25 protein-coding genes are annotated in these 26,397 nt (G+C 70.4%); 14 read left to right on the forward strand and 11 right to left on the reverse strand.

All coding sequences use genetic code 11. The annotated features are described in order from the left end of the window. Positions 1-36: 36 nt before the first annotated feature. Positions 37-981 (reverse strand): Ppx/GppA phosphatase family protein, encoded by a 945-nt coding sequence (locus tag ACQEUX_RS24810; RefSeq protein ID WP_433052858.1) that lies wholly within the window; start codon positions 979-981, stop codon positions 37-39. 80 nt (positions 982-1,061) lie between these two features. Here ACQEUX_RS24810 and ACQEUX_RS24815 point away from each other — a divergent pair, with 80 nt between their 5' ends. After that, a complete protein-coding gene (locus ACQEUX_RS24815) occupies positions 1,062-1,859 on the forward strand; it encodes a hypothetical protein (protein ID WP_433057111.1) in 798 nt (265 codons plus the stop codon). Positions 1,860-2,102: 243 nt separating this feature from the next. Here ACQEUX_RS24815 and ACQEUX_RS24820 read toward each other — a convergent pair whose 3' ends face one another. Together ACQEUX_RS24820 and ACQEUX_RS24825 are read right to left on the reverse strand one after the other, a co-directional pair. Then, positions 2,103-2,786 (reverse strand): response regulator transcription factor, encoded by a 684-nt coding sequence (locus tag ACQEUX_RS24820; RefSeq protein WP_110563227.1) that lies wholly within the window; start codon positions 2,784-2,786, stop codon positions 2,103-2,105. 24 nt (positions 2,787-2,810) lie between these two features. Next, a complete protein-coding gene (locus ACQEUX_RS24825) occupies positions 2,811-4,094 on the reverse strand; it encodes a sensor histidine kinase (protein WP_433052862.1) in 1,284 nt (427 codons plus the stop codon). A 205-nt stretch (positions 4,095-4,299) separates the two neighbouring features. Here ACQEUX_RS24825 and phoU point away from each other — a divergent pair, with 205 nt between their 5' ends. Continuing rightward, positions 4,300-4,953 carry a phosphate signaling complex protein PhoU gene (gene phoU / locus ACQEUX_RS24830; protein WP_433052865.1) on the forward strand — a complete coding sequence of 218 codons (654 nt, stop codon included), beginning with the start codon at positions 4,300-4,302 and terminating at the stop codon, positions 4,951-4,953. Positions 4,954-5,012: 59 nt separating this feature from the next. Here the strand turns inward: phoU and ACQEUX_RS24835 are convergent, their stop codons facing one another. Beyond that, positions 5,013-5,780: a phosphoglyceromutase gene (locus tag ACQEUX_RS24835; protein WP_433052868.1), complete on the reverse strand. Its 768-nt coding sequence runs from the start codon at positions 5,778-5,780 to the stop codon at positions 5,013-5,015. A 153-nt stretch (positions 5,781-5,933) separates the two neighbouring features. Between ACQEUX_RS24835 and ACQEUX_RS24840 the strand changes: the two genes are divergently transcribed. Then, positions 5,934-7,226, forward strand: a complete 1,293-nt coding sequence (locus ACQEUX_RS24840) for an MDR family MFS transporter (RefSeq protein WP_433052871.1) — start codon at positions 5,934-5,936, stop codon at positions 7,224-7,226. A gap of 114 nt (positions 7,227-7,340) precedes the next feature. Then, positions 7,341-8,636 (forward strand): MFS transporter, encoded by a 1,296-nt coding sequence (locus tag ACQEUX_RS24845; protein ID WP_433052874.1) that lies wholly within the window; start codon positions 7,341-7,343, stop codon positions 8,634-8,636. A 374-nt stretch (positions 8,637-9,010) separates the two neighbouring features. Here ACQEUX_RS24845 and ACQEUX_RS24850 read toward each other — a convergent pair whose 3' ends face one another. The 3 genes from ACQEUX_RS24850 to mshA all read right to left on the reverse strand — a co-directional run bounded on the left by ACQEUX_RS24850 (position 9,011) and on the right by mshA (position 12,139). Then, a complete protein-coding gene (locus tag ACQEUX_RS24850; protein WP_433057113.1) occupies positions 9,011-9,865 on the reverse strand; it encodes a hypothetical protein in 855 nt (284 codons plus the stop codon). A gap of 336 nt (positions 9,866-10,201) precedes the next feature. Then, complete coding sequence (locus ACQEUX_RS24855; protein WP_433052877.1) at positions 10,202-10,717, reverse strand: YbjN domain-containing protein; 516 nt, start codon at positions 10,715-10,717, stop codon at positions 10,202-10,204. 57 nt (positions 10,718-10,774) lie between these two features. Continuing rightward, the gene (gene mshA / locus ACQEUX_RS24860) at positions 10,775-12,139 is read right to left on the reverse strand and encodes a D-inositol-3-phosphate glycosyltransferase (protein WP_433052880.1); all 1,365 of its coding nucleotides are present in this window, start codon (positions 12,137-12,139) and stop codon (positions 10,775-10,777) included. 205 nt (positions 12,140-12,344) lie between these two features. Here mshA and ACQEUX_RS24865 point away from each other — a divergent pair, with 205 nt between their 5' ends. Further along, positions 12,345-13,112, forward strand: coding sequence for an SDR family oxidoreductase (locus ACQEUX_RS24865; protein ID WP_433052883.1), 768 nt, complete (start codon positions 12,345-12,347; stop codon positions 13,110-13,112). A 187-nt stretch (positions 13,113-13,299) separates the two neighbouring features. Further along, on the forward strand, positions 13,300-14,088 hold the full coding sequence (locus ACQEUX_RS24870; RefSeq protein WP_433052886.1) for a class I SAM-dependent methyltransferase: 789 nt from the start codon (positions 13,300-13,302) through the stop codon (positions 14,086-14,088). A gap of 139 nt (positions 14,089-14,227) precedes the next feature. On the opposite strand, the gene ACQEUX_RS24875 is transcribed toward ACQEUX_RS24870, so the two are convergent. After that, on the reverse strand, positions 14,228-15,514 hold the full coding sequence (locus tag ACQEUX_RS24875) for an IS256 family transposase (RefSeq protein ID WP_433040727.1): 1,287 nt from the start codon (positions 15,512-15,514) through the stop codon (positions 14,228-14,230). Positions 15,515-15,663: 149 nt separating this feature from the next. Beyond that, a complete protein-coding gene (locus ACQEUX_RS24880; protein WP_433052889.1) occupies positions 15,664-16,746 on the reverse strand; it encodes a UDP-N-acetylmuramate dehydrogenase in 1,083 nt (360 codons plus the stop codon). A gap of 69 nt (positions 16,747-16,815) precedes the next feature. Between ACQEUX_RS24880 and ACQEUX_RS24885 the strand changes: the two genes are divergently transcribed. The 6 genes from ACQEUX_RS24885 (at position 16,816) to ACQEUX_RS24910 (ending at position 23,352) form a co-directional block, all read left to right on the forward strand. Beyond that, positions 16,816-17,568 carry a maleylpyruvate isomerase family mycothiol-dependent enzyme gene (locus tag ACQEUX_RS24885; protein WP_433052892.1) on the forward strand — a complete coding sequence of 251 codons (753 nt, stop codon included), beginning with the start codon at positions 16,816-16,818 and terminating at the stop codon, positions 17,566-17,568. Between the two features lie 182 nt (positions 17,569-17,750). Continuing rightward, positions 17,751-19,058 carry an ABC transporter substrate-binding protein gene (locus ACQEUX_RS24890; RefSeq protein WP_433052895.1) on the forward strand — a complete coding sequence of 436 codons (1,308 nt, stop codon included), beginning with the start codon at positions 17,751-17,753 and terminating at the stop codon, positions 19,056-19,058. Positions 19,059-19,127: 69 nt separating this feature from the next. Continuing rightward, positions 19,128-20,117 (forward strand): carbohydrate ABC transporter permease, encoded by a 990-nt coding sequence (locus tag ACQEUX_RS24895; RefSeq protein ID WP_433052898.1) that lies wholly within the window; start codon positions 19,128-19,130, stop codon positions 20,115-20,117. Continuing rightward, the gene (locus ACQEUX_RS24900; RefSeq protein WP_433052901.1) at positions 20,114-20,947 is read left to right on the forward strand and encodes a carbohydrate ABC transporter permease; all 834 of its coding nucleotides are present in this window, start codon (positions 20,114-20,116) and stop codon (positions 20,945-20,947) included. Before ACQEUX_RS24895 ends, ACQEUX_RS24900 begins: the two co-directional genes overlap by 4 nt. Continuing rightward, complete coding sequence (locus ACQEUX_RS24905) at positions 20,944-22,323, forward strand: GH1 family beta-glucosidase (protein ID WP_433052904.1); 1,380 nt, start codon at positions 20,944-20,946, stop codon at positions 22,321-22,323. Before ACQEUX_RS24900 ends, ACQEUX_RS24905 begins: the two co-directional genes overlap by 4 nt. Positions 22,324-22,344: 21 nt before the next feature. Beyond that, positions 22,345-23,352: a LacI family DNA-binding transcriptional regulator gene (locus tag ACQEUX_RS24910; RefSeq protein ID WP_433052907.1), complete on the forward strand. Its 1,008-nt coding sequence runs from the start codon at positions 22,345-22,347 to the stop codon at positions 23,350-23,352. 73 nt (positions 23,353-23,425) lie between these two features. On the opposite strand, the gene ACQEUX_RS24915 is transcribed toward ACQEUX_RS24910, so the two are convergent. Next, positions 23,426-24,103, reverse strand: a complete 678-nt coding sequence (locus ACQEUX_RS24915; RefSeq protein ID WP_433052910.1) for an LPXTG cell wall anchor domain-containing protein — start codon at positions 24,101-24,103, stop codon at positions 23,426-23,428. A 249-nt stretch (positions 24,104-24,352) separates the two neighbouring features. Between ACQEUX_RS24915 and ACQEUX_RS24920 the strand changes: the two genes are divergently transcribed. Next, positions 24,353-24,766, forward strand: coding sequence for a RidA family protein (locus ACQEUX_RS24920; protein ID WP_433052913.1), 414 nt, complete (start codon positions 24,353-24,355; stop codon positions 24,764-24,766). Between the two features lies 1 nt (position 24,767). After that, the gene (locus tag ACQEUX_RS24925; RefSeq protein WP_433052916.1) at positions 24,768-25,664 is read left to right on the forward strand and encodes a GNAT family N-acetyltransferase; all 897 of its coding nucleotides are present in this window, start codon (positions 24,768-24,770) and stop codon (positions 25,662-25,664) included. A gap of 311 nt (positions 25,665-25,975) precedes the next feature. Here the strand turns inward: ACQEUX_RS24925 and ACQEUX_RS24930 are convergent, their stop codons facing one another. After that, positions 25,976-26,281 carry a hypothetical protein gene (locus ACQEUX_RS24930; protein WP_433052919.1) on the reverse strand — a complete coding sequence of 102 codons (306 nt, stop codon included), beginning with the start codon at positions 26,279-26,281 and terminating at the stop codon, positions 25,976-25,978. Between the last annotated feature and the right edge of the window lie 116 nt (positions 26,282-26,397).

Here is a 26,397-nt window from a genome sequence, read left to right on the forward strand (position 1 = left end):
CGAGCGCCAGCAAACCGCCCGAAACCGGCCGCCGGATCAGATCGGCTCCAGTTGATCGAGCCGACGGAGAATGACGCCCTCCCGCAGCGCCCACGGGCAGATGTCCATCGAGTCCAGATCCAGGCGGCGCATCACCGCCTCGGCGACCACGGCGCCGGCCAGCAACTGGTGAGCCCGGGCCGCGCTGACCCCCTCCAGCTCCATCAACTGCGCCGGTGGGATGTGCCGGATGAAGCCGATGACCTGCCGCAGGCCGGCCCGGGTCAGGCTGCGCCGGGCCCAGAGCCCGGCACCGGACGGCGCCGCCCCGGCCAGGCGGGCGAGGGTGCGGAACGTCTTCGAGGTGCCCACCGCCCGATCCCAGCCCACCTCCGTCATCTGGTCGACCACCTTGTCCAGCCGACCGTGCACGTACTCCCGGAGCTTCTCCACGGTCTCGGCCGAGGGCGGCGCCACGCTGGCCGGGTCGACCCGCAGCCGCTCCCGGGTCAGCCGGCCGGCGCCGAGCGGCAGCGAGACCGCGACGTCCGGGTGCTCGTCGATACCGGCGGCGATCTCCAGCGAGCCGCCGCCGATGTCCAGCACCAGCAGCCGCCCCGCCGACCAACCGAACCAGCGCCGAACGGCCAGGAACGTCATCCGCGCCTCGTCCGCCCCGGAGAGCACCGCCAGGCGTACGCCGGTCTCGTCGCGGACCCGGGCGAGCACCTCGGCCGCGTTGGTGGCGTCGCGTACCGCCGACGTGGCGAAGGCGATCAGGTCGTCGGCCTCCAGCCCGGCGGACGCCGCCTTGGCCATGCCCACGGCCTTGACCAGGCTGTCCGCGCCCGCCTCGGTCAGCGCGCCGTCGGGGCCGATCTGCTCGGCCAGCCGGAGCACCACCTTCTCGGAATGCGCCGGCCACGGGTGCGCGCCGTGGTGCGCGTCCACCACCAGCAGGTGCACCGTGTTGGATCCGACGTCGAGGACACCCAGTCGCATGGTGAAGACCCTAGGTGCAACACGTTTGCGCGGCTCACCGGCCCGTGGACGTCACCGCGCGTACGCTGGGCCGGGTGACGATGGAGCTCCGAGTGCTGGTGGACGATCCGGGCGACCCGCGCAGCCGCGAGGTGCCACTGGACTTCCCCCGGGAGTGGATCGAGTTCACCGACCCGGCCGACGACACGCACCTGATCCGGGCCGACCTGACCTGGCTGCTCTCCCGCTGGACCTGCATCTTCGGCAAGGGCTGCCACGGCATCATCGCCGGCCGGGCCGCCGACGGCTGCTGCTCGCACGGGGCGTTCTTCACCGACTCGGACGACGAGAAGCGGGTCCGCAACGCCGTCAAGCGGCTCACCCCGTCGACCTGGCAGCACTTCCGGCGCGGGTTCAAGAACTGGACCGACGAGGACACCATCGACGGCAAGAACCCGGCTCGGCGCACCGCCACCCAGGGCGCCGAGGGGCCGTGCGTGTTCCTCAACGACGCCGACTTCGCCGGCGGGGGTGGATGTGCTCTGCACGCCCAGGCGCTGCGCGACGGGGTGCACCCGCTGGAATACAAGCCGGACGTCTGCTGGCAGCTGCCGATCCGGCGCGACCAGGACTGGGTCAAACGGCCGGACAACAGCAAGGTGCTGGTCTCCACCCTGTCCGAGTTCGACCGCCGGGGCTGGGGAGCCGGCGGGCACGACCTGGACTGGTGGTGCACCTCCTCGACGGACGCGCACGTCGGCGCCGAGCCGATGTACCTGTCGTACGGGCCGGAGTTGACCGCGCTGATCGGCGCTGCCGCGTACGAGCGACTGGCCGAGCTGTGCGCCGCCCGGGTGAAGCAGGGCCTGGTCGCCCCACACCCCGCCGACGAGCTCTAGCGAATCCTGGTAGCAATCCACCTGGCCGTGACGCGGTGCATCGGATGGAACCTGTGGAGCTGAATCGCTGACGACATCAGTGGATGACTCGTTTGTGACATCAGCTCCACAGGCATCGCACGCGGTGCGGACCGGCGAACGGACGTGACGACCGCTGTCGTCACCAGCAAAGCGTCCGGCGAGCAATCGTGGACAGCCCGAAGGGGGCCCGCGCCGAGCGCAGGCCCCCTTCGGGTGCGCCGATCACGGCTCGAACTTGTAGCCGAGGCCCCGGACGGTGACGATGAAGCGCGGCGCGGACGGCTCCGGTTCGATCTTGGAGCGCAGCCGCTTGACGTGCACGTCCAGCGTCTTGGTGTCTCCGACGTAGTCGGCACCCCAGACCCGGTCGATGAGCTGGCCGCGGGTGAGCACCCGACCCGCGTTGCGCAGCAACAGCTCCAGCAACTCGAATTCCTTCAGCGGGAGCTGCACGGCCCCGCCGTCGACGGTCACCACGTGCCGCTCGATGTCCATCCGAACGGGCCCGGCGGCCAGCGTCGGGGCGCCCGTTTCGGCCACCTCCGGGCTCTGCCGGCGCAGCACCGCCCGGATCCGGGCGACCAGTTCCCGCGGCGAGTACGGCTTGGTGACGTAGTCGTCGGCGCCGATCTCCAGCCCGACCACCTTGTCGATCTCGCTGTCCCGGGCGGTGACCATGATGATCGGCACGGCCGACCGCTGCCGTAGCTGCCGGCAGACCTCGGTCCCCGACATCTCCGGCAACATCAGGTCGAGCAGCACGATGTCGGCGCCGGTCCGGTCGAACTCGGTGAGGGCGTCGGTGCCGGTCGCGGCGACCGAAACCTCAAAGCCCTCCTTACGGAGCATGTACGACAAGGCGTCGGAGAACGACTCCTCGTCCTCGACCACCAGAACGCGGCTCAACGGGGACTTCCTTTCCATTTGCTGTCAGACCTGCCGTAGCCCAGCCGGACCGGACTCGATCCCAACCGGCGGCAGTGTCGCCAGCAGGTCGTCCGGGGGACTGGCGGGCAGCCGGAGGGTGAACGTCGATCCACCACCAAGAGTGCTCGACACCTCGACCCGTCCGCCATGGTTGCTCGCAATGTGTTTCACGATTGCCAGGCCGAGCCCGGTGCCGCCGGTGGCACGCGAGCGCGCCTGGTCGGCCCGGTAGAACCGCTCGAAGATCCGGTCCACGTCGGTGGGGGCGATGCCGATGCCCTGGTCGGCGACGGCGATCTCGACGTGCTCGTCGGTGCCACGGAGGGTGACCCGCACCGTGGTGTCCTCGCCCGAGTAGTTGATGGCGTTTTCCACCAGGTTCGCCACCGCCGTGGCGAGCTGGGAGTCGCTGCCGTACACGGTGAGGCCACGCTCCCCGTCGACGGTCACCTCGACGCCCCGGGCGGAGGCCGTGGTGCGAGTCCGGTCGACCACCTCGGCGATCACCCAGTCCAGCGCGACCGGCTCTGGTGGCGGCTGCGGTTCGGCGCCCTGCAACCGGGTCAGCTCAAGCAACTCCTGCACCAGCCGACCCAGCCGGGTCGACTCGTGCTGGATCCGTTCGGCGAACCGGCGCGCGGCCACCAGGTCCTCGGAGAGGTCGGGTGCCGCCGCATCGGCCGGCTCGGTCGCGTCCAGCAACGCCTCGGCGAGCAGTTGGAGCGCCCCGATCGGCGTCTTCAGCTCGTGGCTCACGTTGGCGACGAAGTCGCGTCGCACACGGGTCAGCCGGTGCGACTCGGTCACGTCGACCGCCTCGACCGCGATGAACCCGTTACCGAGGCCCATCGCCCGCAGGTGCACGCCGAGCGGGTTCTCCCCCGCGCTGTCGCGACCCCGGGGCAGGTCCAGCTCGATCTCGCGGCGCACTCCGGTGCGTCGCACCTGGCCGGCAAGGGTACGGATCAGCGGGTGCGCGGCGATCGAGCCGGGGGTACTGCCGGCACGCAGAAGACCCATCGCACGGGCGGCCGGGTTGATCAGCACGGGCACGTCGTCGTTGTCCAGTACCACGACACCGGCCCGGAGCGAGTCGATCGTCCGGCGGCCGAGCCCGGCCTGCTCCTCGTCGGCGATCGCGGGCCTCCCCCTGCTCCAGCGGGAGCTCGCGCTCCCCGTCGACGTGGAGCGACCATCCCGCACCGGCAGGAACCGGGGCAGCAGAAAAACGGCGGCCAACCCGGCCACCAACGCTGCGGCCACCACGACCGCCACCGCCCACTCCACCCGGCGATCGTAGGGTCATTGTTAACCTGGCTACCACACAGACCGGGACGAAACCCCCTCACTTCCGGAATTGTTCACCCCTGCGACTGGCGTCGTTCACCGTGGTTCATCCGAGGTCCGTCCGCGCCCCCTACCGTTGGCGTCGCACCTGCTCAACCCCCCTGCGCCGGCACCCGTCGGCGGCGACCGACCACAGGACGTGATGATGCGCGACGAGTTCCGGGCCGACCTCCAGATCGTCAGCCAGCTGCTGGTGGACATGGCGGAGGGCGTCCGCGCCGCCATGCGCCAGGCCACCCGGGCCCTGCTCACCGCCGACCGGCAGGCCGCCGAGACGGTCATCGAGCGGGACGCCGAGATCGACGACCTCTACCGGCACGTCGAGGAGCGGGTCTGCGACCTGCTCGCCCGACAGGCGCCGGTCGCCTCCGACCTCCGGGCGATGATCACCGCGCTGCACGTGGCCGCCGATCTGGAGCGGATGGGCGACCTCGCCGACCACGTGGCGAAGACCGCGCTGCGCCGGCACCCCTCCCCCGCCGTCCCGGCCGAGCTGCGGACGGTCTTCACCGAGATGTCGGACATCGCCGACCGGATGGCCGCGAAGATCGGTTCGGTGCTGGCGAAGCCCGACGCCAACCTCGCCGCCGAGCTGGACCACGACGACGACGCCATGGACGAGCTGCACAAGAACCTGTTCGCGATGCTGCTCGGCGACGACTGGCCGTACGGGGTGGAGACCGCGATCGACGCCACCCTGCTGGGCCGCTTCTACGAGCGCTTCGCCGACCACGCGGTCAACGCCGGCGAGCACGTGGTCTACCTGATCACCGGGGAGAACACCCCCACCGCCAGCTGACGTGCAAGGAAGGGCCCCTTGTTATCGCTGTTCGGATAACAAGGGGCCCTTCCCACGTCTCAGCGGCCTTGGTTCGCGACCGCGGCGGCGGCTTCCTTCGCTGCCGTCGGGTCGAGGTACGTGCCGCCCAGGCTGAGCGGGCGCAGCTGCGGGTCGAGGTCGTAGCGCAGCGGGATGCCCGTCGGGATGTTCAGCTTGGCGATCGCCTCGTCGGAGATCTGGTCGAGGTGCTTGACCAGGGCACGCAGCGAGTTGCCGTGCGCGGCCACCAGCACCGTCCGGCCGGCCAGGATGTCCGGCACGATCGAGTCGTACCAGTAGGGCAGCATCCGTTCGACGACGTCCTTGAGGCATTCGGTACGCGGCATCAGCTCGGTCGGCAGCAGCGCGTAGCGAGGGTCGCCCACCTGCGACCACTCGTCGTTGTCGTCGATCGGCGGCGGCGGGGTGTCGTACGACCGGCGCCAGAGCATGAACTGCTCCTCGCCGTACTCATCCAGGGTCTGCTTCTTGTTCTTGCCCTGCAGGGCGCCGTAGTGCCGCTCGTTGAGCCGCCACGACCGGCGCACCGCGATCCAGTGCCGGTCGGCGGCGTTGAGCGCCAGCTCGGCGGTGCGGATCGCACGGCGCATCACGCTGGTGTGCACGACGTCCGGCAGCAGGCTGTGCTCGCGCATCAACTCGCCGCCGCGCCGCGCCTCGTTCTCACCCTTCTCGGTCAGGTCGACGTCCACCCAACCGGTGAAGAGGTTCTTGGCATTCCAGTCGCTCTCACCGTGCCGCAGCAGGACCAGCGTCCCGATGGTGGGCCCTTCGCTCGCAGTCATGCGGATCATCCTGCCTCAACCGTCCCAGGGACACGCGGGCACCCGTCGTGACGACCACCACGTGAAAATGCGGGTGACCAGCGGATCCGCCCGCCACTAGGGTTGTAAGGCACAGCAGTCACATCGGTCATTACTTGCCAGCGGGGGCGCCATATGCGGACGATGCGGAGTTGGTTCCGGGACACCACCGGCGGCCTGCCGACCACCTTCTGGTACCTGTGGTCGGGCACCCTGATCAACCGGCTCGGCTCGTTCGTCCTCGTCTTCCTCGCCATCTACCTGACCCAGGAACGCGGCTTCTCGGCCTCCCAGGCCGGCCTGGTGATCGGCCTGTGGGGCGTCGGCGGTGCGTTCGGCACCATCGCCGGCGGCACCCTTGCGGACCGGTGGGGCCGCCGACCGACACTGCTCACCGCGCACGTCGGCGCGGCCGCCATGATGCTCGCGCTCGGGCTGGCCCGGGATCTCTGGGCGGTGGCGCTGGGCGCCCTGCTGCTCGGCATGTTCGCCGAGGCGGCCCGGCCCGCGTTCGGGGCGATGATGATCGACGTGGTGCCGGCGAAGGACCGACTGCGCGCCTTCTCGCTCAACTACTGGGCCATCAACCTCGGCTTCGCCTGCGCCGCCGTCCTCGCCGGCCTTGCCGCCCAGGCCGACTACCTGCTGCTGTTCGTGGTCGATGCCGCCACCATGCTGATCACCGCTCTGATCATCTTCAGCCGGGTACCGGAGACCCGGCAGGCCGGTTCCGCTACCGCCACCGCCGCGAAGGCCCCGCGCGGCGCCCTGCGCACGATCCTCACCGACCGCGTGTACCTCGGCTTCGTGGCACTCAACCTGTTCGCCGCGCTGGTCTTCCTCCAGCACATCTCGATGCTGCCGATCGCGATGGGCGACGACGGCCTGAGCCCCGCCACCTACGGCTCGGTGATCGCGCTCAACGGCGTCCTCATCGTGGTCGGCCAACTCTTCGTGCCCCGACTGATCCGGGGTCGGAGCCGCTCGCACGTGCTGGCGCTGGCGTCCGTGGTGATGGGCGTCGGGTTCGGGCTGACCGCGTTCGCCGGCACCGCCTGGTTCTACGGGTTGACCGTGCTGATCTGGACGGTCGGCGAGATGCTGAACTCGCCGTCCAACTCCACCCTGATCGCCGAGCTTTCCCCGGCCGAGTTGCGAGGCCGCTACCAGGGCGTGTTCTCCCTCTCGTGGCAGGTCGCCGGGGCCAGCGCGCCGATCCTCGGCGGGCTGGTGCGCGAGCACGTCGGCAACGACGCGCTCTGGTTCGGCTGCGCCGTGATCGGCGTCCTGACCGCGGTGGCCCACCTGGTGTCCGGCCCCGCTCGGGAGCGGCGGGCCACCGCCCTGCGCCGCACCGGCGAGGCGCTGGCACCGATCGGTACCACCCCGCCGGCAGCGTCGCGGCCGACCGAGACGGCGGCCGTCTGACCGGCGGGCGTTGTGACGAAGCGCCCATGATCAGGAAATCGACTGGCGGAACCAGACCCGAGTTCCTACCGTGCAGGAGAAACGGTTAGGAAACCGAACTGTTCGGGAGGTCGGGTGCACGCCCTGCGGCGCTGGTGGCACGACACCGCGGGCGGGCTCCCCGCCACCTTCTGGTACCTCTGGGCCGGTCTGCTGATCAATCGGGCCGGCGCGTTCGCCATGCTGTTTCTCTCGCTGTACCTCACCGACGTGCGCGGAGCCAGCGAAGGGATGGCCGGCACGGTGGTCGGCGCGTACGGTGCCGGCGGGGCAGCCGGCGTACTGCTCGGCGGGGTGCTCGCCGACCGGTGGGGACGCCGGGCGACCCTCCTCGCCGCGCACCTGGCCACGGCCGGTCTGATGGTGGCGCTCGCCTTCAGCCGGCCCCTGCTCCTGATCGCGGTGCTCTCCGCGCTGGTCGGTGTGGTCCACTCGATGCCCAGCCCGGCGTTCGTCGCGGCGATCGTCGACGTGGTGCCCGCCGAGCGCCGCTCGCGCGCGTTCAACCTCCAGTTCTGGGCGTTCAACCTGGGAATGGCGGTCGCCTCGCTGCTCGCCGGGGTGCTGGCCGAGGCCAGCTTCACCGCGCTGTTCCTGGTCGACGCCGGCGCAACCCTGACCGCCGCCGCCGTGATCGGTTGGAAGGTGCCGGAGACCCTGCGTCCGGCCGCTCCGACCGCCGACCTCCCGGCGGCCATCCGTCCGACGCGGAAGGCCGTCCGGCCCCGCCGGCCAGGACTGCACACCGCACTCACCGACCGCACCTTCCTGGTCTTCGTCGGGCTCACCTTCGTGCTGGCCGTGCTCACCATGCAGACGTCGACGATCATGCCGCTGGCCATGCGCGCGGACGGCCTGAGCCCATCGGCGTACGGGTTGGTGGTGGCGCTGGGCGGCGCGCTGATCGTGGTCGGGCAGCTGTTCGTGCCCCGGCTGATCGACCGGCACCGCAAGGACGTCGTGCTGGCCGCCTCGACCGCGCTGCTCGCGCTGGGCTTCGGGGTGCTCACCGTCGCCGACGAGTTGGCCGTCTACCTGGGTGCCGCGATCGTCTGGACGGTCGGCTCGATGCTCGCCGCCCCACCCAACGCGCAGATCAACGCCGACCTGGCGCCGCCGCAGCTACGCGCGCGGTACCAGTCGGTCTTCTACCTGACGTTCCCGGCTGCGGCCTTCATCGCCCCCACCCTCGGCGGGGTGAGCCTGCAGTACCTCGGCGACCGGCACTGGCTGATCGTGGGCGGGCTGGGCCTCTTGGCCGCGCTCGGGCATCTGCTCGCCGGGCCACCCCGTGAGCGGCACGTGGCGGTGCTGCGCCGGGCCGCCGGCCGGGAGCCGACCACAGTCGTGGACCGCGTGCCGACGGCGTAACCCGGGCCCTGTATCGCAAAGCGCCCACCACGTCCCTGAGGTCGTGGTGGGCGCCCGCCGGTGGGGCCGGCGGCGGCGGGCAACACTCACCCCCGTAAGCATCGCCCGCTCACGCCGCCGGTCCAAACAGGTGGGCACCGTCCCCCAACGGTTGATCCACCCGTCCCCTCGCGCCTCGCTTGGTGCGCGGATCTGATCGATCCGCCGCTCCCCCGAACGTTTCCAAGCGTGGCGCGGTGCAATAAAGTTAGAACGCCCGGATTCTGGATTCAACCCAGAACGCTGTCTCGCCGGTCACAACTGGCGAGTATTCGCTGCTCGGGCCTCGGTCTTTGGCAACAACCGCGTACCCGTCAGCCATTCCCGCAAACACCTCAACCATCCTCCCGATCGGGTGACTCGGTCCGGAAGAAGTTGCTCTGCCGGCCGTCGCGCATCTGTTCCTGATAAATCAGGTTCAGCCGGCGCAGGTCAAAGGTGTAAAACCACTCATCCCAGGTGATCTCACGGATCCGGCTGCTTTCCCGGTATCCGGGGATGTTGAAGGTCAACACACCCGCCCGGCCCTCCCGCTCGGTGCCGGCGATGGTCGCCGGCTTCGCCCCGCGCTCCCGGGCCCAGCGCTGAATCACCTCATGATTCGCGGTGATCAGACTCCGTCCCGGCCGCTCCGGCCGGTCCATCGTCGACGAGATCACCTGTGAGCTGCGGGCCGACCGTCCGGTGTCCCGTCCGGTCCGGATCCCGCCGGCCGCCGTGCCGCTACCGGACGGCCGCGGCGCCGTGCGCGTGGCGGGTGCCGCGCGCTTCGCCGTGGTGCGGCCTGTGGGTGCCGCCCGCTTCGCAGCCGGCCGCGCCGGTGCCTTCTTCGCTGGCGCCTTCCGCGCGGGCGCCGTACGAGCCGTCGTTGTCTTACGCGCGGCTGTCGTCTTGCGCGCGGCCGCCGTCTTACGCGCGGTCGTCGCCGTCGTCTTCTTCGCGGCGGTCGTCTTCTTCGCCGCCGCCGTCGTCGTCTTCTTCGCCGCCGCCGACTTTCGCACGGCGGTGGTCTTCTTCGCGGCGGCCGTCTTCTTCGCGGGTGCGCTCTTGTTCGCGGGCGCGGCCTTCGCGCGGCTCGGCGCCGCCTTGGCGGCCGATTTCTTCGTGCCGGCGGCGCGACCCGCCGATGCCCTGGTGCCGCCGGCACGGCCCGTCGGGCCGGTGCTGCTCCGACCCGCGCCGGCCCGCATCGAGCGCACCAACTGTTTCACCAGGTCGGGCTTGCGCAGTGCGGAGATCCCGGAGACCCCGCGTTTGCGTAGCTGCCCGCGGATGTCGTCCACCCGCATCCGGGAGATCTCCGACTCGGAAACTCCGGGAGTACCCGGCGTCTGGTTACCGGCCTGTCGCTTCGTCCTGGTCGCAGTCGCGCCGCGACCTGAGCTGTTTCGCTGAGCCATGGGACGCTCCGCTCCTTGACACTCCGTCCTCGGCGCGCGGGGGTCCCTTGCCGCACCGCGCGGTGCGGCATACCCGTCAGGAGCACTCCGAACCACCGGGCGACAGGCCGGGTCGGGGCCGATCGATCAGGTCGGGTCGGGGCCGGAGCCGGAGGGCGCGAAGAGATGGGCGAACGCGGCCAGGTTGGCGGTCGACTCACCACGCTTGACCCGCCACTCGTACTCCCGCCGGATCGAACTGCCGAAGCCGATCTCCAACATCGTGTCGAACGACTCGTCGGCGTACGTGAGCACGGCGCCGAGCAGACGGTCCAACTCGTCGGCGTCCACACCAGCGGGGTTGACCCGCCCGGTCAGATACACGTCACCGACCGCGTCCGTGGAGAAGGAGACCGCGTACATCCGGGCGTTGCGCTGCAACAACCAGGCCCACAGCTCCTCACGGCGCTCGTCCGGCTGGCGCATCACGAACGCCTCGATCCGCAACGCGTGCTCACCGACGATCAGGTTGCAGACCGTCTTGAGCTTGTGGGTGCCCGGCAGGGTCACCGCGTACGAGCCGGGGCCGGTCGACTCCCAGGCCAGGTCCCGTTCGGCACAGACCGACTCGATCAGGGTCGCAAGATCGCTCTTCGGGCTCACCGGACCCACTCTACGACCGACCCGGCCGACGCACCGGGCGTCGACCGGCGCCCCAGGTCACCAGGAGCAGGAGAGCGCCGGATCGGCCGCCAGATCGGCGGCGAGGCGGTTGCGGTGTGCGGCGATCGCCTCCCCGTAGACACCGAGCAGGCCGGCGACAGTGCGATCCCAGGAGAAGTGCCGGGCGTGCTGCTCGGCGCCCCGGGCGAGCGTCGCGCGGCGGGCCGGGTCCGGCAGCAGGCGGCCCAGCGCAGCGGCCCAGTCGACCGGGTCGTGCCCGTCGATCAGCACCCCGCTCACCTGATCCCGCACGGCGGTGACCAGCCCGCCGACGGCGGCCGCCAGAACCGGCGTACCGCAGGCCTGCGCCTCCAGGGCGACGAGCCCGAAGGATTCGTTGTGCGACGGCACCGCGACCAGATCGGCCGCCCGGTACAGGGCCGGCAGGTCGTCCCCGGTGAGCGGCGACAGGAACCGCACTCCGTCGCTGACTCCGAGCCTGGCGGCCAGCTCGATCAACGCGGTCGGCCGGTCCAGCCCACTGCCGCTGGGTCCCCCGCAGATCACCACGGTCACCTGGTCGGCCAGCGCCGGGTCGCGCTCCCGCAGGGCCGCGACCGCGCGGATCAGCACGTCGGGGGCCTTGAGCGGTTGGATCCGACCGACGAAGGCGACGACGTACCCGTCGGCCGGCAGCCCCAGCCGGCGGCGAGCCTTGCGGGCAGCCGCGGCCCGACCACCCGGAGCGGGCCGGAACCGATCCAGGTCGACGCCCGGCTGCACGACGGAGACCCGGGCCGGATCGGCGTCGTACCGATCAAGGAGGTCGGCGGCCTCGACCCGGGTGTTGGCGACCAACCGGTCCGCCTCGGCGACCACCTGCTCCTCACCGATCACCCGGGCCTTGGGCTCTGGCCGGTCACCGGCAGCGAGCTGGGCGTTCTTGACCTTCGCCAGGGTGTGCGCGGTGTGCACCAGCGGCACCCCCCAACGCTCCTTCGCCAGCCAGCCGACCTGCCCGGAAAGCCAGTAGTGGGAGTGGATCAGGTCGTAGTGCCCGGGCGGGCGGGATGCCTCGGCGCGCAGCACCCCGGCCGTGAAGGCGCAGAGCTGGCCGGGCAACTCCTCCTTGGTGAGGCCCTCCAGGGGACCGGAGGTGATGTGCCGGACCTGCACGCCGGGCGCCATCTCGACCACCGGGGGCAGGTCGCCGGAGGTGGCCCGGGTGAAGATCTCCACCTCGACGTTGGCCTCGGCGAGTCGCCGCGCGACCTCGAGGATATAGACGTTCATTCCGCCGGCGTCGCCCGTGCCGGGCTGGTGCAGGGGTGAGGTGTGTACCGACAGGGTGGCGATACGGCGAGGCCGAGGCCACGGTCGGGCACCTCGCTGACGACCGACACCGGTGTGCATTTCCGCCACATCCGCTCCTTTGTCACGGTTGATGCCGTCCCGCACGACCGGCGCTTCTCGGTCAACCTGTACGCCGGATGCCATCTTCCCCATCGGGCTTCGGAAATTCCCCAGCGCGGCCCGCCGGGGTGACGGACCTCATCACCCGACGCCCACCGATGCGACTCTCACGCCCGGTCCAGCCCGGCTCCACGGCCGGGGTGACAATGTCGGGATGACCTCTGTCGCCATCGTCACCGGAGCCTCCAGCGGGATCGGCGCGGCCACCGCCCGCCGGCTCGCCGCCGAAGGCTTCCACGTGCTCGCCGCCGCGCGCCGCGCCGATCGGCTCGCCGACCTGGTCGCCGAGATCACCGCCGCTGGCGGGCAGGCCACCGCGGTGATCTGCGACATCACCTCGGACGAGTCGGTGGCAGGGCTGGCCGAGGCCGCCGCCCAGGCACCCGGGCCGGTCACCCTGCTGGTCAACAACGCCGGCGGGGCGCGCGGGCTGGACCCGGTGGAGTCCGGCTCGGTCGCCGACTGGCAGTGGATGTACGACGTCAACGTCCTCGGCACGCTGCGGGTCACCCAGGCCCTGCTGCCGGCCCTGGAGGCGTCCGGCTCCGGCACCATCGTGGTGGTCTCCTCCACCGCCGGCCTGACCGTGTACGAGGGCGGGGGCGGCTACACGGCGGCGAAGCACGCGCAGACCGCCATCGCCGGCACGCTCCGTCTGGAACTGTGCGGCCGACCGCTGCGGGTGATCGAGATCGACCCGGGCATGGTGAAGACCGACGAGTTCGGGCTGGTCCGCTTCGAGGGCGACGCGGAACGGGCGGCAGCCGTCTACGCCGGGGTGCCGGGGCCGCTGGTCGCCGAGGACGTCGCCGACTGCATCGCCTGGTGCGCCACCCGCCCGGAGCACGTCAACGTCGACCGGCTGGTGGTCCGGCCGCGGGCGCAGGCGGCGCAGCACAAGGTGCACCGGGTCGGACAGTGAAGCGCGAGGAGTGAGCCGGGTTTGCGAGCCCCGCAGTCGCGAACAGAGACCACCAGTGAAGCGCGAGGAGTGAGCCGGGTTTGCGAGCCCCGCAGTCGCGAACAGAGACCACCAGTGAAGCGCGAGGAGTGAGCCGGGTTTGCGAGCCCCGCAGTCGCGAACAGAGACCGCCAGTGAAGCGCGAGGAGTGAGCGGCGCGGCACGACACCGACCGCTCGGTGTGGTCACCCGGGGGACGACCAACCCGAACCGGCTGCGTCGGGTGGACAACTGGATCGTCGCTTCCTGCGCGGAGCGGCTGTTGGCAGCGGCCGATCCCCTGGTGGTCGATCTCGGCTACGGCGCCACCCCGGTGACCGCGGTGGAACTGCGCGCTCGGCTCGCGGCGGGGGTTCGTCCAGACGTACGGCTGGTCGGGCTGGAGATCGACCCGGCCCGGGTGGCCGCCGCGACACCGGCCGCCGACCCACCCGGGCTGACGTTCGCCCGGGGCGGGTTCGAGCTGGCCGGGCTCCGGCCGGTCCTGGTCCGCGCGTTCAACGTGCTACGTCAGTACGACGAGAGTGACGTGCCCGCCGCCTGGCGGACGATGACGGCCGCGCTCGCCCCGGGTGGGGTGCTCGTGGAGGGCACGTGCGACGAGTTGGGTCGGCTCGCCAGTTGGCTGCTGATCGACGCCGACGGTCCACGGACGCTGACCTTGGCCGCGAAGCTCACCACGTTGGGCAGCCCCGCTGAGCTGGCCGAGCGGCTTCCCAAGGCGCTGATCCACCGCAACGTTCCCGGTGAGCCGGTGCACGATCTGATCCGCGCCCTGGACGACGCCTGGCAGGCCGCCGCCCCCTACGCCACCTTCGGCCCCCGCCAACGCTGGCTGAGAGCGGTGACTCGCCTTCGCGAGACCGGCTGGCCCATCCTCAATGGCCCCACCCGCTGGCGCCAGGGCGAACTAACCCTCCCCTGGCCCCTCCCCTAACCCACCCACCGTCACCCCAACCCCGCCCCCGCCCCCGTCCCTGCCCGCCCGCCCGCCCGCCCGCCCGCCCCCGCGATCTTGCAGTTTCCGTCGGGATATAACGGGGCTGTCTCGCTAACGGTGTTTTCGGCAATCTTGGTTAGTAGGTTTCAGCGGCGGGGAAGCGGTCGCTGAAGGTGATGGCGAAGGCGTTCAACGCGGGTTTCCAGCGCATCGTCCATCGGGTTCTGCCTGCTCCGGTGGGGTCCAGGGACCGAGTCACCAGGTACAGGCACTTCAACGCGGCCAGCTCGTTGGGGAAGTGGCCACGGGCCTTCACGGCCCGTCGGTAGCGGGCGTTCAACGACTCGATCGCGTTGGTCGAGCAGATCACCTTGCGGATCTCCACGTCGTAGTCGAGGAACGGGATGAATTCGGCCCACGCGTTGTCCCACAACCGGATCACCGCCGGATACCGCCTGCCCCACTTCTCCGCCAAGTCGTCGAACGCGGCGCGGGCCGCCTGGGCGTTCACTGCGGTGTAGATCGGCTTGATGTCGTGCTTCAGCGCGTCCCAGTACTTGCGCGACGTGAGCCGGAAGGTGTTGCGGATCAGATGGATGATGCACGTCTGCACCACCGTCTGCGGCCACACGTTCGTCACGACCTCGGGCAGGCCTTTGAGGCCGTCGCAGACGAGGAAGAACACGTCCTTCACGCCCCGGTTACGCAGGTCGGTCAGCACGCTCATCCAGAACTTCGCGCCCTCACCACCCGTGCCAGCCCACAGCCCGAGGATGTCCTTCTCCCCGTCGAGGGTGACCCCGATCGCGGCATAGAACGGCCGGTTCGCGACCTGCCCGTCGCGGACCTTGACCACGATCGCGTCGATGAACACCGCCGCGTAAATCGCATCCAGCGGGCGATGGGACCAGTCGGTCATCTCCTCGATCACCTTGTCGGTGATCCGCGAAATGGTCTCCTTGCTGACCGAGGCGCCGTAGATCTCGGCGAAGTGAGCGCTGATCTCTCCGGTGGTCAGCCCTTTGGCATACAGCGACAACACGACCTCGTCGACCCCGGACAGGCGGCGCTGCCGCTTGCGGACGATCTGGGGCTCGAACGTGCCAGCCCGGTCCCGCGGCACGTCGATCTGCACCGGCCCGTTGGCCTCGGTCAGCACCGTCTTCGAGCGGGTGCCGTTGCGGATGTTGCCCGACTCCACCCCAGCCGACTCATGTTTCTCGTAGCCGAGGTGTTCGGTCATCTCCTCGTTCAGCGCGGTCTCCAGGACCGACTTGGTCAACTGCTTGAGCAGCCCGTCCGGGCCGGTCAGGGACAGCCCTTGTTCCTTGGCCGCCCGGACCAACTCGGCCGCGGCCTTCGCCTCAGCCGATGGCTCAGGCCGCTTCTTACGTCCGGTCTGGTCGTTCAGTGTCGCGGTCATCACGGCACCCTCCTCACCAGGCACAACGCCTGGCGGGTCAGGCCGGAAACACCGTTAGATCCACAGACCCGATATAACGGGCTGCAAGGCGACAAATCGACGACAGAAAGTGCAAGATCGGCGGAGTGGTCAGGCGGGGGCGGGGCGGGTTAGAGGGTGCAGTTGATGAGGACGGGCTCGGGGTGGAGGGTCACGCCGAAGCGGGTGTGCACGGTGTCGCGGATGGTGGCGGCCAGGGTCAGCAGGTCTGCCGTCTTCGCGGTGCCGCTGCGGTTGGTGAGTGCGAGGGTGTGCTTGCTGGAGATGGCAGCTCCGTCCGGGCCGGGGTGCCCCTTGGTGAAGCCAGCCTTGTCGATCAGCCAGGCCGCGCTCACCTTGACCATGCCGTCGGCTCCCGGCCAGGCGGGCGGGTCGCCCAGCTCGGCCGCGCGCTCCAGGAGCAGGTCGTACGTCGCCCGGTCGAGCACGGGGTTGGTGAAGAAGGAGCCGACCGAGCGGGTGTCGGGATCGGCGGGGTCGAGCACCATGCCCTTACCCGCGCGCAGCCGCAGCACCGCTGCTCGGGCGTCGGCCAGTGGCACCTGGTCGCCCGCCTCGACACCGAGCGCCCTGGCCAGCTCCGCGTAGCGCACCGGGCCGGAGAGCGGGGACCGGGTGAGCCGGAAGTCGACGGAGAGCACCACCCAGCGGTCCCCGTACTTGAAGATGCTGCCCCGGTAGGCGAACCCGCAGTCGGCGGCGGGGATGACCTGGCGGGTGGCCTCGACCCGGTCGTACACCTCGACCCCGGTGATGGTCTCGGCGACCTCCTGGCCGTACGCGCCGACGTTCTGGATCGGGGTGGCGCCGGTCGAGCCGGGGATGCCGGACAGGCACTCCAGCCCGGCCCAGCCGTTGGCCACCGTGGCGGCGACCAGGTCGTCCCACGGCTCGCCGGCTTCGACCCGTACGGTGACCGACCCGGCGTCCTCGGCGACGACCCGTAGCCCTCGGGAGCGCACCAGGACGACGGTGCCGGGGAAGCCGGCATCGCCGATCACCACGTTGCTGCCGCCGGCCAGGATCAGGATCGGCTCGTTCGCGGCCCGGACCGCCTGGACGATCTCGTCGGCAGTGCTGGCGGCCACGATCCGGTCGGCCGGCCCACCCATCCGTAGAGTGGTGTAGCTGGCCAGTGGACCAGGGATGGCACGATCGGCTTCGGTTGTCGGCTGGGCGTAGGCGTCTGGCACGCCTTTCACCTTAGGCTGAGTGATAGCCGTGGCACCCATTGGTCGCCCGGCACCCCCGGGAGGATGGCGATGAGCAGACTGCAGGGCAGCAAGGATTTCTGGATCGGGGCGCTCCGGACGGAGGGTCCTGCTTTCGCTGCGGCGGTGGCCGAGGCGCCGCCCGAGACACCGGTGCTGTCCCGTCCGGGCTGGACGGTCAACGACGCCACCCTGCACCTCGCTGGCATCTACCACTGGGTCTCGTCGTTCGCCGGCTCCGGCCTGACCACCCAGCCCCCGAAGCGCGTCGAGGCAGACCCGGGCGTGAGCCCGCTCCAGTTCTGGCAGCAGGGGTACGACCGGCTGATGACCCTCTTCGACGGGCTCGACCCGGAGGCGCCGGCGTGGAACTGGGCCCCGCAGCCGAAGAAGGCTGGCTTCTGGCCGCGTCGGATGGCGCACGAGACGGCTGTGCACCGCTGGGACGCCCAGCTCGCCATCGCGGCCGGTGACCCGGTGGAGGCGAAGCTCGCGGCCGACGGGGTGAGTGAGGTGCTGGACACCTGGCTGCCCGCGGGCCGGCGGCGCGTGCCGGGCGAGTGGCACGGGGTGGTGCAGCTCTCCGCGACCGACGCGGCCCAGGAGTGGTATCTGCGGCTGCGCGGCGAGGGGGTGGCGCTGCTCGACACCGCGACCATCTTCGACCATGACGACCACCACGCCCGGGCGCAGGTCAGCGGCACCGCGAGCGACCTGCTGTTGGCGCTCTGGGGTCGGGTGAGCTTCGAGACGCTGGACGTCGCCGGCGACCGTGGCTTGCTCGACGGCCTGCGCGTCGGCTGACCGCAGCGGCCTCGACGAGGGCGTCATCCCACCGGGGTGACGCCCTCGTTCGCGTCATGGTCGAGTCGGCAGATCAGAGAGAGCGCTCTCTTGACAGGGCGGGGCGCACCTACCACCCTGTCGTGAGAGCGCTCTCTTAGCCGTCTGCCACCACCCGACCACCTTGAGAGAGGTCGAACCTCATGGCTGTCTTCCCGCGCCGCCGCCTCGCCGCGGTGGCCCTCGCCGCCACCACCGCCCTGCTCGTCACCGCCGGTTGCGGTGGTGGCGACGAGCAGGGCGGGGACGGGCCCGTCACCCTGACCGTCGACGTCTTCGGCCAGTTCGGCTACGAGCAGCTCTACCAGGAGTACATGGCCGCGAATCCCGACGTGAAGATCGTCGAGCGCGGCACCGGGACCAACCTCGACGAGTACTCACCGAAACTGACCCAGTGGCTCGCCGCAGGCCGGGGTGCCGGCGACGTGGTGGCCATCGAGGAGGGTCTGATGGTCGAGTACAAGGCGAACCCCGGCAACTTCGTCAACCTGCTGGACCACGGCGCCGCCGACCTCAAGGGCAACTTCCTGGAGTGGAAGTGGAACGCCGGGCTGACCGCCGACGGCAAGCAGCTGATCGGCCTCGGCACCGACGTCGGCGGCATCGCCATCTGCTATCGCAAGGACCTTTTCGCCAAGGCCGGCCTGCCCACCGAGCGGGACGCGGTCTCCCAACTCTGGCCGACATGGCAGGACTACATCGCCACCGGGGAGCGGTTCGTCGCGGCGAAGACCGGGGCGTCCTTCCTCGACGCGGCGACCAACACCTTCAACACCATCCTGCTACAGACCGCCGGAAACACGACCGGCTACAGCTACTACGACACCAGCGGCAACCTGGTCGTCGACAACAACCCGGCGGTACGGCAGGCCTGGGACACGACGATGGACATCATCGACTCGGGCCTCTCCGGAAAGTACGGCTCCTGGTCGGAGGAGTGGGTCTCCGCCTTCAAACAGTCGAAGTTCGCCACCATCGCCTGCCCCGCCTGGATGACCGGCGTCATCGAGGGCAACGCCGGCCCAGCCGCGCAGGGCAAGTGGGACATCGCCCGGGTGCCCGGCAGCGGCGGCAACTGGGGTGGGTCACACCTCGCCGTGCCCAAGCAGAGCAAGCACCAGGCCGAGGCGATCGAGCTGGTCAAGTTCCTGACCAGCGCCAAGGGCCAGATCGGGGCGTTCAAGGCCAAGGGCCCGCTGCCCTCCTCACCGCAGGCCCTCGACGACCCGGCGATCACCGGCGCGACCAACGCGTACTTCTCGGGGGCACCGGTCGGGGCCATCTTCGGTACCGGGGCGAAGAGCCTGAAGCCGGTCTACATGGGCCCGAAGAACCAGGCCGTCCGCACCGAGGTGGAGAACGCCGTACGGACCGTGGAGCTGGGCCAGCGCAGCGCCACGCAGGGCTGGACCGACGCGGTGACCAACGCGAAGAAGGCCGCCGCCAAGTAGCCCAACCAGCGTGCGGGCGGGCTCCGGCGACCGGAGTCCCGCCCGCACGGCGGAAAGGAGTCCCCGGGCATGACCGTCCAGCTCGACGCCCGACCACCGGTCGTACCGGCACCCCAGCGTTCGCCGGGTCGGTTCAGCCGGCTCGACACCCGGCTCTCGCCGTACCTCTACATCGCCCCGTTCTTCCTGCTCTTCGCGGTCTTCGGGGTCTACCCGCTGGCGTACACCTTCTGGGTTTCGCTGCACGACTGGGACCTGCTCGGCACCGACCACCCGTTCGTCGGGGCGGAGAACTACACCCGACTGCTGGCCGACGTCGACTTCTGGCACGCGCTGGTCAACACGCTGGGGATCTTCGTCATCTCGACCGTCCCGCAACTGCTCGCCGCGCTCTGGCTGGCCAACCTGCTCAACCGGGGCCTGCGGGCCCGCACCGGCTGGCGGATGGCGGTGCTCGTCCCCAACGTCACGTCGACCGCCGCGGTGGCGATCGTCTTCGGGGTGATCTTCGGCCGTGAGTTCGGCATGGTCAACTGGCTGCTCGACATGGTCGGGGTGGACCCGATCGGTTGGAAGTCCAACCGCTTCGCCTCCTGGGTCGCCATCTCCGCCATGGTCGACTGGCGGTGGACCGGCTACAACGCACTGATCCTGCTGGCCGCGATGCAGGCCATCCCCCGAGACCTGTACGAGTCGGCGTCCATCGACGGCGCGAACCGGGCCCGGCAGTTCTGGTCGATCACCGTCCCGCTGCTCAAGCCGACGATCATCTTCTGCGCCATCATCGCCACCATCGGCGGGTTGCAGCTCTTCACCGAGCCTCGACTGTTCCACTCCGGAACCAACCCGATCCGGGGCGGACCGATGCGCGAGTCGCAGACGCTGACCATGTACATGTTCGAGAACGCCTTCGCGCCGCACTACAACTTCGGGTACGGCTCGGCCGTGGCCTGGTTGCTCTTCGCGCTCATCGCGATCGTCGCGGCGGTCAACGTCCTGGTCCTACGCCGGCTCGGCGGCGGATCGGGCACCGGCACCCGGAAGGGAGCGGCGCGATGAGCCGGCTCTGGCGGGCCAGCCCGCTCACCTACCTGGCCCTGGTCGTCGCCGCCGGCCTGTCGGTCTTCCCGATCTGGTGGATGTTCGTGGTGGCCAGCCGATCGAGCGACGCGATGGGGCAACTGCCGCCCCCGATGACGCCCGGCGGCAACCTGGGAGCCAACATCGCCCGGCTGTTCGACAACACCGACGCGTACTTCCTGACCGGGCTGATCAACTCGACGATCGTGGCCACCACCGTCACCGTGTCCGTGGTGTTCTTCTCCAGCCTGGCCGGCTTCGCCTTCGCCAAGCTGCGGTTCCGCGGCCGCAACGCGCTGCTGCTGGTCATCATCGCGACCATGATGGTGCCGACCCAGCTCGGCGTGATCCCGCTGTATCTCCTGATGACCCGGCTGCAGTGGAACGACCGGCTGCCCGCGGTGATCGTGCCGGCCCTGGTCACCGGGTTCGGGGTCTTCATGATGCGGCAGTACGCCGGCCAGGCGGTCAGCGACGAACTGATCGAGGCCGCCCGGATGGACGGCTGCGGCACCGCCAGGATCTGGTGGCACGTGGTGCTGCCCGCGCTACGCCCCGCCGCCGCCGTGCTCGGCCTGCTCACGTTCATGACCACCTGGAACGACTTCCTGTGGCCGTACGCTGTGCTGAACGACCCGGCGAATCCGACCGTGCAACTCTCCCTGCGGGCACTGTCGGACGGGTACTACCAGGACATGTCGCAGGTGTTCACCGGGACAGCCATCGCGACACTGCCCCTGCTGCTGGTCTTCGTGGTGTTCGGCCGGCAGATCATCGGCGGGATCATGGAAGGTGCGGTCAAGGCGTGAACGAACTCCGTTTTCCCGAACACTTCCTCTGGGGGGCGGCCACCGCCGCGTACCAGATCGAGGGCGCGGCCCGCGACGACGGTCGCGGTCCGTCCATCTGGGACACCTTCAGCCGTACGCCGGGCAAGGTGTACCAGGGCCACACCGGCGACGTCGCCTGCGACCACTATCACCGGTACGCCGACGACGTGGCGCTGATGGCCGAGCTGGGGCTGCGGGCGTACCGGTTCTCGGTCTCCTGGCCGCGGATCCAGCCGGACGGCACCGGGCCGGCCAACCCGCGCGGGCTGGACTTCTACGACCGGCTCACCGACGCACTGCTCGACCGGGGGATCGACCCGATCGTCACTCTCTACCACTGGGACCTGCCGCAGGCCCTGGGCGACCGGGGTGGCTGGACCAACCGGGACACCGCCGAGCACTTCGCCACGTACGCCACCGCGGTGTACGCCCGCCTCGGCGACCGGGTGGACGTGTGGACCACGCTCAACGAGCCGTGGTGCTCGGCCTACCTCGGTTACGGCAACGGGGTGCACGCCCCGGGCGAGCAGGATCCGGCGGCCGCCTTCACGGCCGTACACCATCTGCTGCTCGGGCACGGCCTCGCGGCGCGGGCGTTGCGTGCGGCCGGCGCGCGCAGCGTGGGGGTCACCGTCAATCCGGCCGACGTGCGTCCGGCCGATCCCCGGAGCGCGGCCGACGCCGCCGCGGTGCGTCTGGTCGACGGCCTGCACAACCGGATCTTCCTCGACCCGCTGCTGGCCGGCGGTTACCCGGACGACGTCCGGGAGCATGTGGCACGCATCGTCGAGCCGACGTTCATCCGGGACGGCGACGAGAAGCTGATCGCCGCCCCGATCGACCTGTTGGGGATCAACTACTACGCACCCAGTTACGTGGCGGGTCGGCCCGACGGTGCCGGTAACGGCGCATACCCGGGCACCGAGGGCGCGGTGCACTTCCTGCCGCCGACCGGGCCACTCACCGACATGGGCTGGATGATCGAGCCGGCCGGGCTGACCCGGCTGCTGGAGCGGATCGCCACCGACTACCCCGGGGTACCGCTGCTGATCACCGAGAACGGTGCGGCGTTCCCCGACAAGCCCGACGCCGACTCGCCCGACGGGCCGGCACAGGTGATCGACTCCGATCGCATCGCCTACCTCGACGGGCACCTCCGTGCCGCACACGAGGCGATCTCCCGGGGCGTGGACCTGCGCGGTTATCTCGTATGGTCATTCCTGGACAACTTCGAGTGGGCGGAGGGTTACCGCAAGCGGTTCGGGATCGTGCACGTCGACTACCTGACGCAGCGGCGCACACCGAAGGCCAGCGCCCGGTGGTACCAGGAGGTGATCTCCCGGAACGGGCTGTGACGAGCGGGGGGGGAAGGCGCGATGACGACGGCGCAGCGGCCGACGCTCGAGGCGGTGGCGGCGCGGGCCGGGGTTTCCCGGGCCACCGTGTCCCGTGTGGTCAACGGCTCCACCACTGTCGCCGAGCCGATCCGGGAGGCGGTCACCCGCGCGGTCGCCGAACTGGGGTACGTGCCCAACCTCGCCGCCCGCAGCCTGGTCACCCAGCGCACCGACTCGGTCGCCCTGGTCATGCCGGAGGCGGCCACCCGGGTCTTCTCCGACGACCAGGTCTTCCCCGGCATCATCCGTGGCGTCAGCCAGGAGTTGGAGGCGGCCGACAAGCAACTGGTGCTGATGCTCGCCGGTTCGCCGGCCGGGCATCAGCGGGTCGAGCGGTACACCACCGGCCGGCACGTCGACGGGGTGCTCTTCGCCTCGCTGCACGGCGCCGACCCGCTGCCCGGCACGCTGGCCCGGCTCGGCATTCCAGTGGTGTGCAGCGGCCGGCCGCTCGGCGACGTGCCCGTGCCGTACGTCGACGTCGACCATGTGGGCGGGGTGACCGCGGCCGTACGACACATGATCGACAGCGGCCGTCGGTGGATCGCCACCATCGCCGGGCCTCAGGACATGGTCGCCGGGATCGAACGGCTCAGCGGTTACCGCACCACGGTCGCCGAAGCGGGGCTGCCCGAGCTGGTCGCCGTCGGCGACTTCACCCGGGAGTCCGGGGCGGCGGCGATGCACCGGCTGCTCACTGAACACCCCGACCTGGACGGCGTCTTCGCCGCCTCCGACCTGATGGCGCACGCCGCCCTGCGGACGCTGCGCGAGGCCGGCCGGCGGGTGCCGGAGGACGTCGCGGTGGTCGGCTTCGACGACATCGAGACCGCCGCGTACACGGAGCCACCGCTGACCACCGTCCGACAGCCGATCGTCGAGCTCGGCCGCCAGATGACCCGGCAGCTGCTCCGCCTGGCCGCCGGGGAGACCATCGAACCGGTGGTCATGCTCCCCACCGAGCTGATCCTGCGCGACTCGGCGTAGCCCGGGGCCCTCCTCGACGAGGAGGGCCCCGGGGACACGGCCGGAGGGTCCGTGTCCGCTGCGGTGCTGACGATCAGCCCTCCGCGTCCCGCCGACGGCGTACGGCAATGAACGTGGCACCGAGCGCCACCGCACCCAGGCCGAGGATGGCCATGGGCAGCAGGCTGCCCGCCGACGCGCCGGTGATCGGCAACTCGCTCTTCGTCGGCTTGGCCGTGGGCGGCGCGGTGGTCGTGGGCGGCGCGCTCGTCGGCGGCTGGGTGGTGGGCGGCGGCGTGGTCGGCTGACCGCTGGCGGCACAGGTCTGGGTCAGCACGAAGAACTCCGCCGTACCGGTGATCACCGCAGTGGCGTCGATCAACGTCCATCCGGCGGGCAGCCGGATCCACGCCTTACTGGTGCCCATGTCGTTGACGATCGCACCGCCGTCGACCGGGATGGTCCGGCTCACGGTGCCGTTGTTCGGGATGCTCCAGGTGCCCGTGACCGTGAGGAACTGACCGGAGGTCTGCGGGTTGCCCGGCAGGTTGAAGACCCACACGTCCTGGTTCGGGAACGGCCCGCCCCCGAGGTTCGGATCGCAGTTCTGCGTGAAGGCGGCCGCTGTCGTGGGGACGTTGCCGGGGTTGATGTCGATCGTGCTCGGCGGGGGCGGCTGGGTCGGCTGGGCCTGGGCGGCGCTCGCCGCCCCGGCCAGGAACGCACCGGCTGCCACACCGGTGGCGACGAGTTTGACGAGTGCTGCTCTCATGTTTCCCCCATGATTTGTGGTTGATGAAGAGGTTTCGTACCGACTATGAAAGTTAGTCGGTCTCAGGTCGCAAATGAGGGATTTGGGTGTTTTGCGCAGGTGGGCGGATCGCGCCGCCGAGGTCGACGGGAAGGTGGCCCGCCTTCAGCCTGCTGACCGGCCGCGCCAGCTGGCGCGGCGCCGCGCTCGCAAGATCCGTCGCAACTTAATGCGTCGCCCCGGCACCCGATCCTCGTTAGCCTCGCCGGCATGCCGGATCCTGTCGCGCTGCTGCCTGTCCCCGCACTCTCCGACGTCGCCGAGTACGCGTACGCAGCCACCGTCGAGCCGCCCGCCCGGCTGGTCTTCACCGCCGGCGCCTGCCCGCTCGACGCGGAGGGTCGGACCGTCGCGCCGGGCGACCACGCCGCGCAGGCCCGGCAGGTGATGGCGAACCTGGAGACCGCCCTCGGGGCCGCCGGTGCCCGACTGACCGACGTGGTCAAGACCACGGTGTACGTCGCGTCGTCCGAGCAGGCCGATCTCGTCAAGGCCTGGGAGGTGGTCCGGGACTCCTTCGGCGACCACGATCCGCCCAGCACCCTGCTCGGGGTGGCCGTGCTCGGCTACACGGACCAGCTCGTCGAGGTCGAGGCCGTCGCCGCCGTACGGATGGGGGCCTGACATGCGGATTCGTGTGGCGCAGCCCGACGACGCCCCAGCCGTGGTGGCGCTGCGGGCAATGGTCTACCCGTATCTGGTGCGCGGCGTCGAGTCGACCCGGAAGATGATCGCCGAGCCGCCACCCGAGGAGGATTGGACCGCCTTCGTGGCTGACGTCGACGACCAGGTGGTCGGTTGGGTGTCCGCCGAACGCATCGGCACCACATCGGCGGCGAACTTCGGTGGCATCAACCTGCTGCATGTGCACCCGGAGCACCGGCGGCGGGGCATCGGCACCGCCCTGCTGACCGCCGCGACCGACTACCTCCGCCCGTTGGGAATCCGCCGGGTGCGTGCCATGGCACAGCCCGATGCACTGCCGTACGCCAGGCAGCACGGCTACGAGCCCAGTCGGGAGGTGCGCTACTCGGCGCTCGACCTGAATCCGGCACCTGCGCTACCGGAACCGCCTCCGGGTGTGCGGCTGCGCCCGATCGCCGACCTGGACCCGCACCTTCTGTACGCGGCGGACGTGGCCTCGGCCGTCGACGAACCGGGCGATGTGCCGGTCGACGCGAAGAGCTACCAGAGCTGGCAGTACGACGTGTGGAACAACCTCGGGCTGGACAAGGCGGCCAGCACGGCGGCCGAGGTCGATGGTGCGGTGGTCGCCTTCAGCCTGGTAAAGCGGGACGGTGACCGGATGTGGTCGGACTACACCGGCAGCGTCCCGGCGTACCGGGGCCGAGGGCTGGCCCGACTGGCCAAGGAGGCGGCGCTGCACCGGGCCGCCGCGAACGGCGTGCGCGTCGCGTACACCTCGAACGACGAGGCGAACGGGCCGATGCTCGCGATCAACGCCCGACTGGGCTACCGACCGGTGGCATCCCACTGGACCTGCCTGGCCGACCTGACCTGATCAGCAGTCACCCGTCGGCCTCCACAGGGAACCCTTTCCTGCACAGCGATTGGCTCGGCGCGATCGGCGGGCCAGGGACAGCCATCCGAGAAAGCGGGCGTGCATCACGGCGAGATCCGGGCGACCGCCCAGGCCGTACATGTCGTCGACAGCCTCTTGCATCGACGAGGCCAGGTAGAACGCCAGAGCGATCGAGTGACCGTAGAACTCGGCAACAAGGTCGAGTTGAGCCGGACCGCAGGGCCAAGGCGCGGCGCAGTTGCGACACAGCCACGCGGGGCGCATCGGCAGGTGCGTTCGAGGGCGGGCGGTCATCCGACCCTCACCGGTCCACGGCGTACCGGCCGGTGGGCCGTCGGCCGGGCGGCCGGTGCCGGAGCGTCCTGCCAGATCAGCCCCGCCACCTGGACGAAGAGCGACCGCCGAACGACCGCCTCGCCCTTCGGGCCCAACTCGTAGCCCTCAATCCAGAGCCAGCCGTCATAAGTCACCCAGTCGGGAAGCCGGATCACGCGGACGAAGATCGGCCGGAGGAACTGGACACTCGCGGCGCGGGTCAGGTGCAAGACATCGCCCGACTTCACCCTTCGCGCAGACGCGAGCTCGTTGTTGGGCACGGGCTTCCCCTTATCCGCAGATCCAGAGGGACCGTTCCGGCTAGTTCTCCAGGAGCGGTCCTGTTCATGGAACTCTTCTCGATATCCGCCTAACCTCGATAGCGAATCGACCCTGG

Origin of the sequence: Micromonospora sp. CA-259024 (assembly GCF_050936255.1) — a bacterium.
Taxonomy (GTDB): domain Bacteria; phylum Actinomycetota; class Actinomycetes; order Mycobacteriales; family Micromonosporaceae; genus Micromonospora.

Bases quoted from the DNA above. Each gene is read 5' to 3' on its own strand.
- ACQEUX_RS24810 (WP_433052858.1), bottom strand. From the start codon at position 981: ATGCGACTGGGTGTCCTCGACGTCGGATCCAACACGGTGCACCTGCTG.
- ACQEUX_RS24815 (WP_433057111.1), top strand. From the start codon at position 1,062: ATGGAGCTCCGAGTGCTGGTGGACGATCCGGGCGACCCGCGCAGCCGC.
- phoU (WP_433052865.1), top strand. From the start codon at position 4,300: ATGCGCGACGAGTTCCGGGCCGACCTCCAGATCGTCAGCCAGCTGCTG.
- ACQEUX_RS24835 (WP_433052868.1), bottom strand. From the start codon at position 5,780: ATGACTGCGAGCGAAGGGCCCACCATCGGGACGCTGGTCCTGCTGCGG.
- ACQEUX_RS24840 (WP_433052871.1), top strand. From the start codon at position 5,934: ATGCGGACGATGCGGAGTTGGTTCCGGGACACCACCGGCGGCCTGCCG.
- ACQEUX_RS24850 (WP_433057113.1), bottom strand. From the start codon at position 9,865: ATGCGGGCCGGCGCGGGTCGGAGCAGCACCGGCCCGACGGGCCGTGCC.
- ACQEUX_RS24865 (WP_433052883.1), top strand. From the start codon at position 12,345: ATGACCTCTGTCGCCATCGTCACCGGAGCCTCCAGCGGGATCGGCGCG.
- ACQEUX_RS24875 (WP_433040727.1), bottom strand. From the start codon at position 15,514: ATGACCGCGACACTGAACGACCAGACCGGACGTAAGAAGCGGCCTGAG.
- ACQEUX_RS24885 (WP_433052892.1), top strand. From the start codon at position 16,816: ATGAGCAGACTGCAGGGCAGCAAGGATTTCTGGATCGGGGCGCTCCGG.
- ACQEUX_RS24890 (WP_433052895.1), top strand. From the start codon at position 17,751: ATGGCTGTCTTCCCGCGCCGCCGCCTCGCCGCGGTGGCCCTCGCCGCC.
- ACQEUX_RS24895 (WP_433052898.1), top strand. From the start codon at position 19,128: ATGACCGTCCAGCTCGACGCCCGACCACCGGTCGTACCGGCACCCCAG.
- ACQEUX_RS24900 (WP_433052901.1), top strand. From the start codon at position 20,114: ATGAGCCGGCTCTGGCGGGCCAGCCCGCTCACCTACCTGGCCCTGGTC.
- ACQEUX_RS24910 (WP_433052907.1), top strand. From the start codon at position 22,345: ATGACGACGGCGCAGCGGCCGACGCTCGAGGCGGTGGCGGCGCGGGCC.
- ACQEUX_RS24915 (WP_433052910.1), bottom strand. From the start codon at position 24,103: ATGAGAGCAGCACTCGTCAAACTCGTCGCCACCGGTGTGGCAGCCGGT.
- ACQEUX_RS24920 (WP_433052913.1), top strand. From the start codon at position 24,353: ATGCCGGATCCTGTCGCGCTGCTGCCTGTCCCCGCACTCTCCGACGTC.
- ACQEUX_RS24925 (WP_433052916.1), top strand. From the start codon at position 24,768: ATGCGGATTCGTGTGGCGCAGCCCGACGACGCCCCAGCCGTGGTGGCG.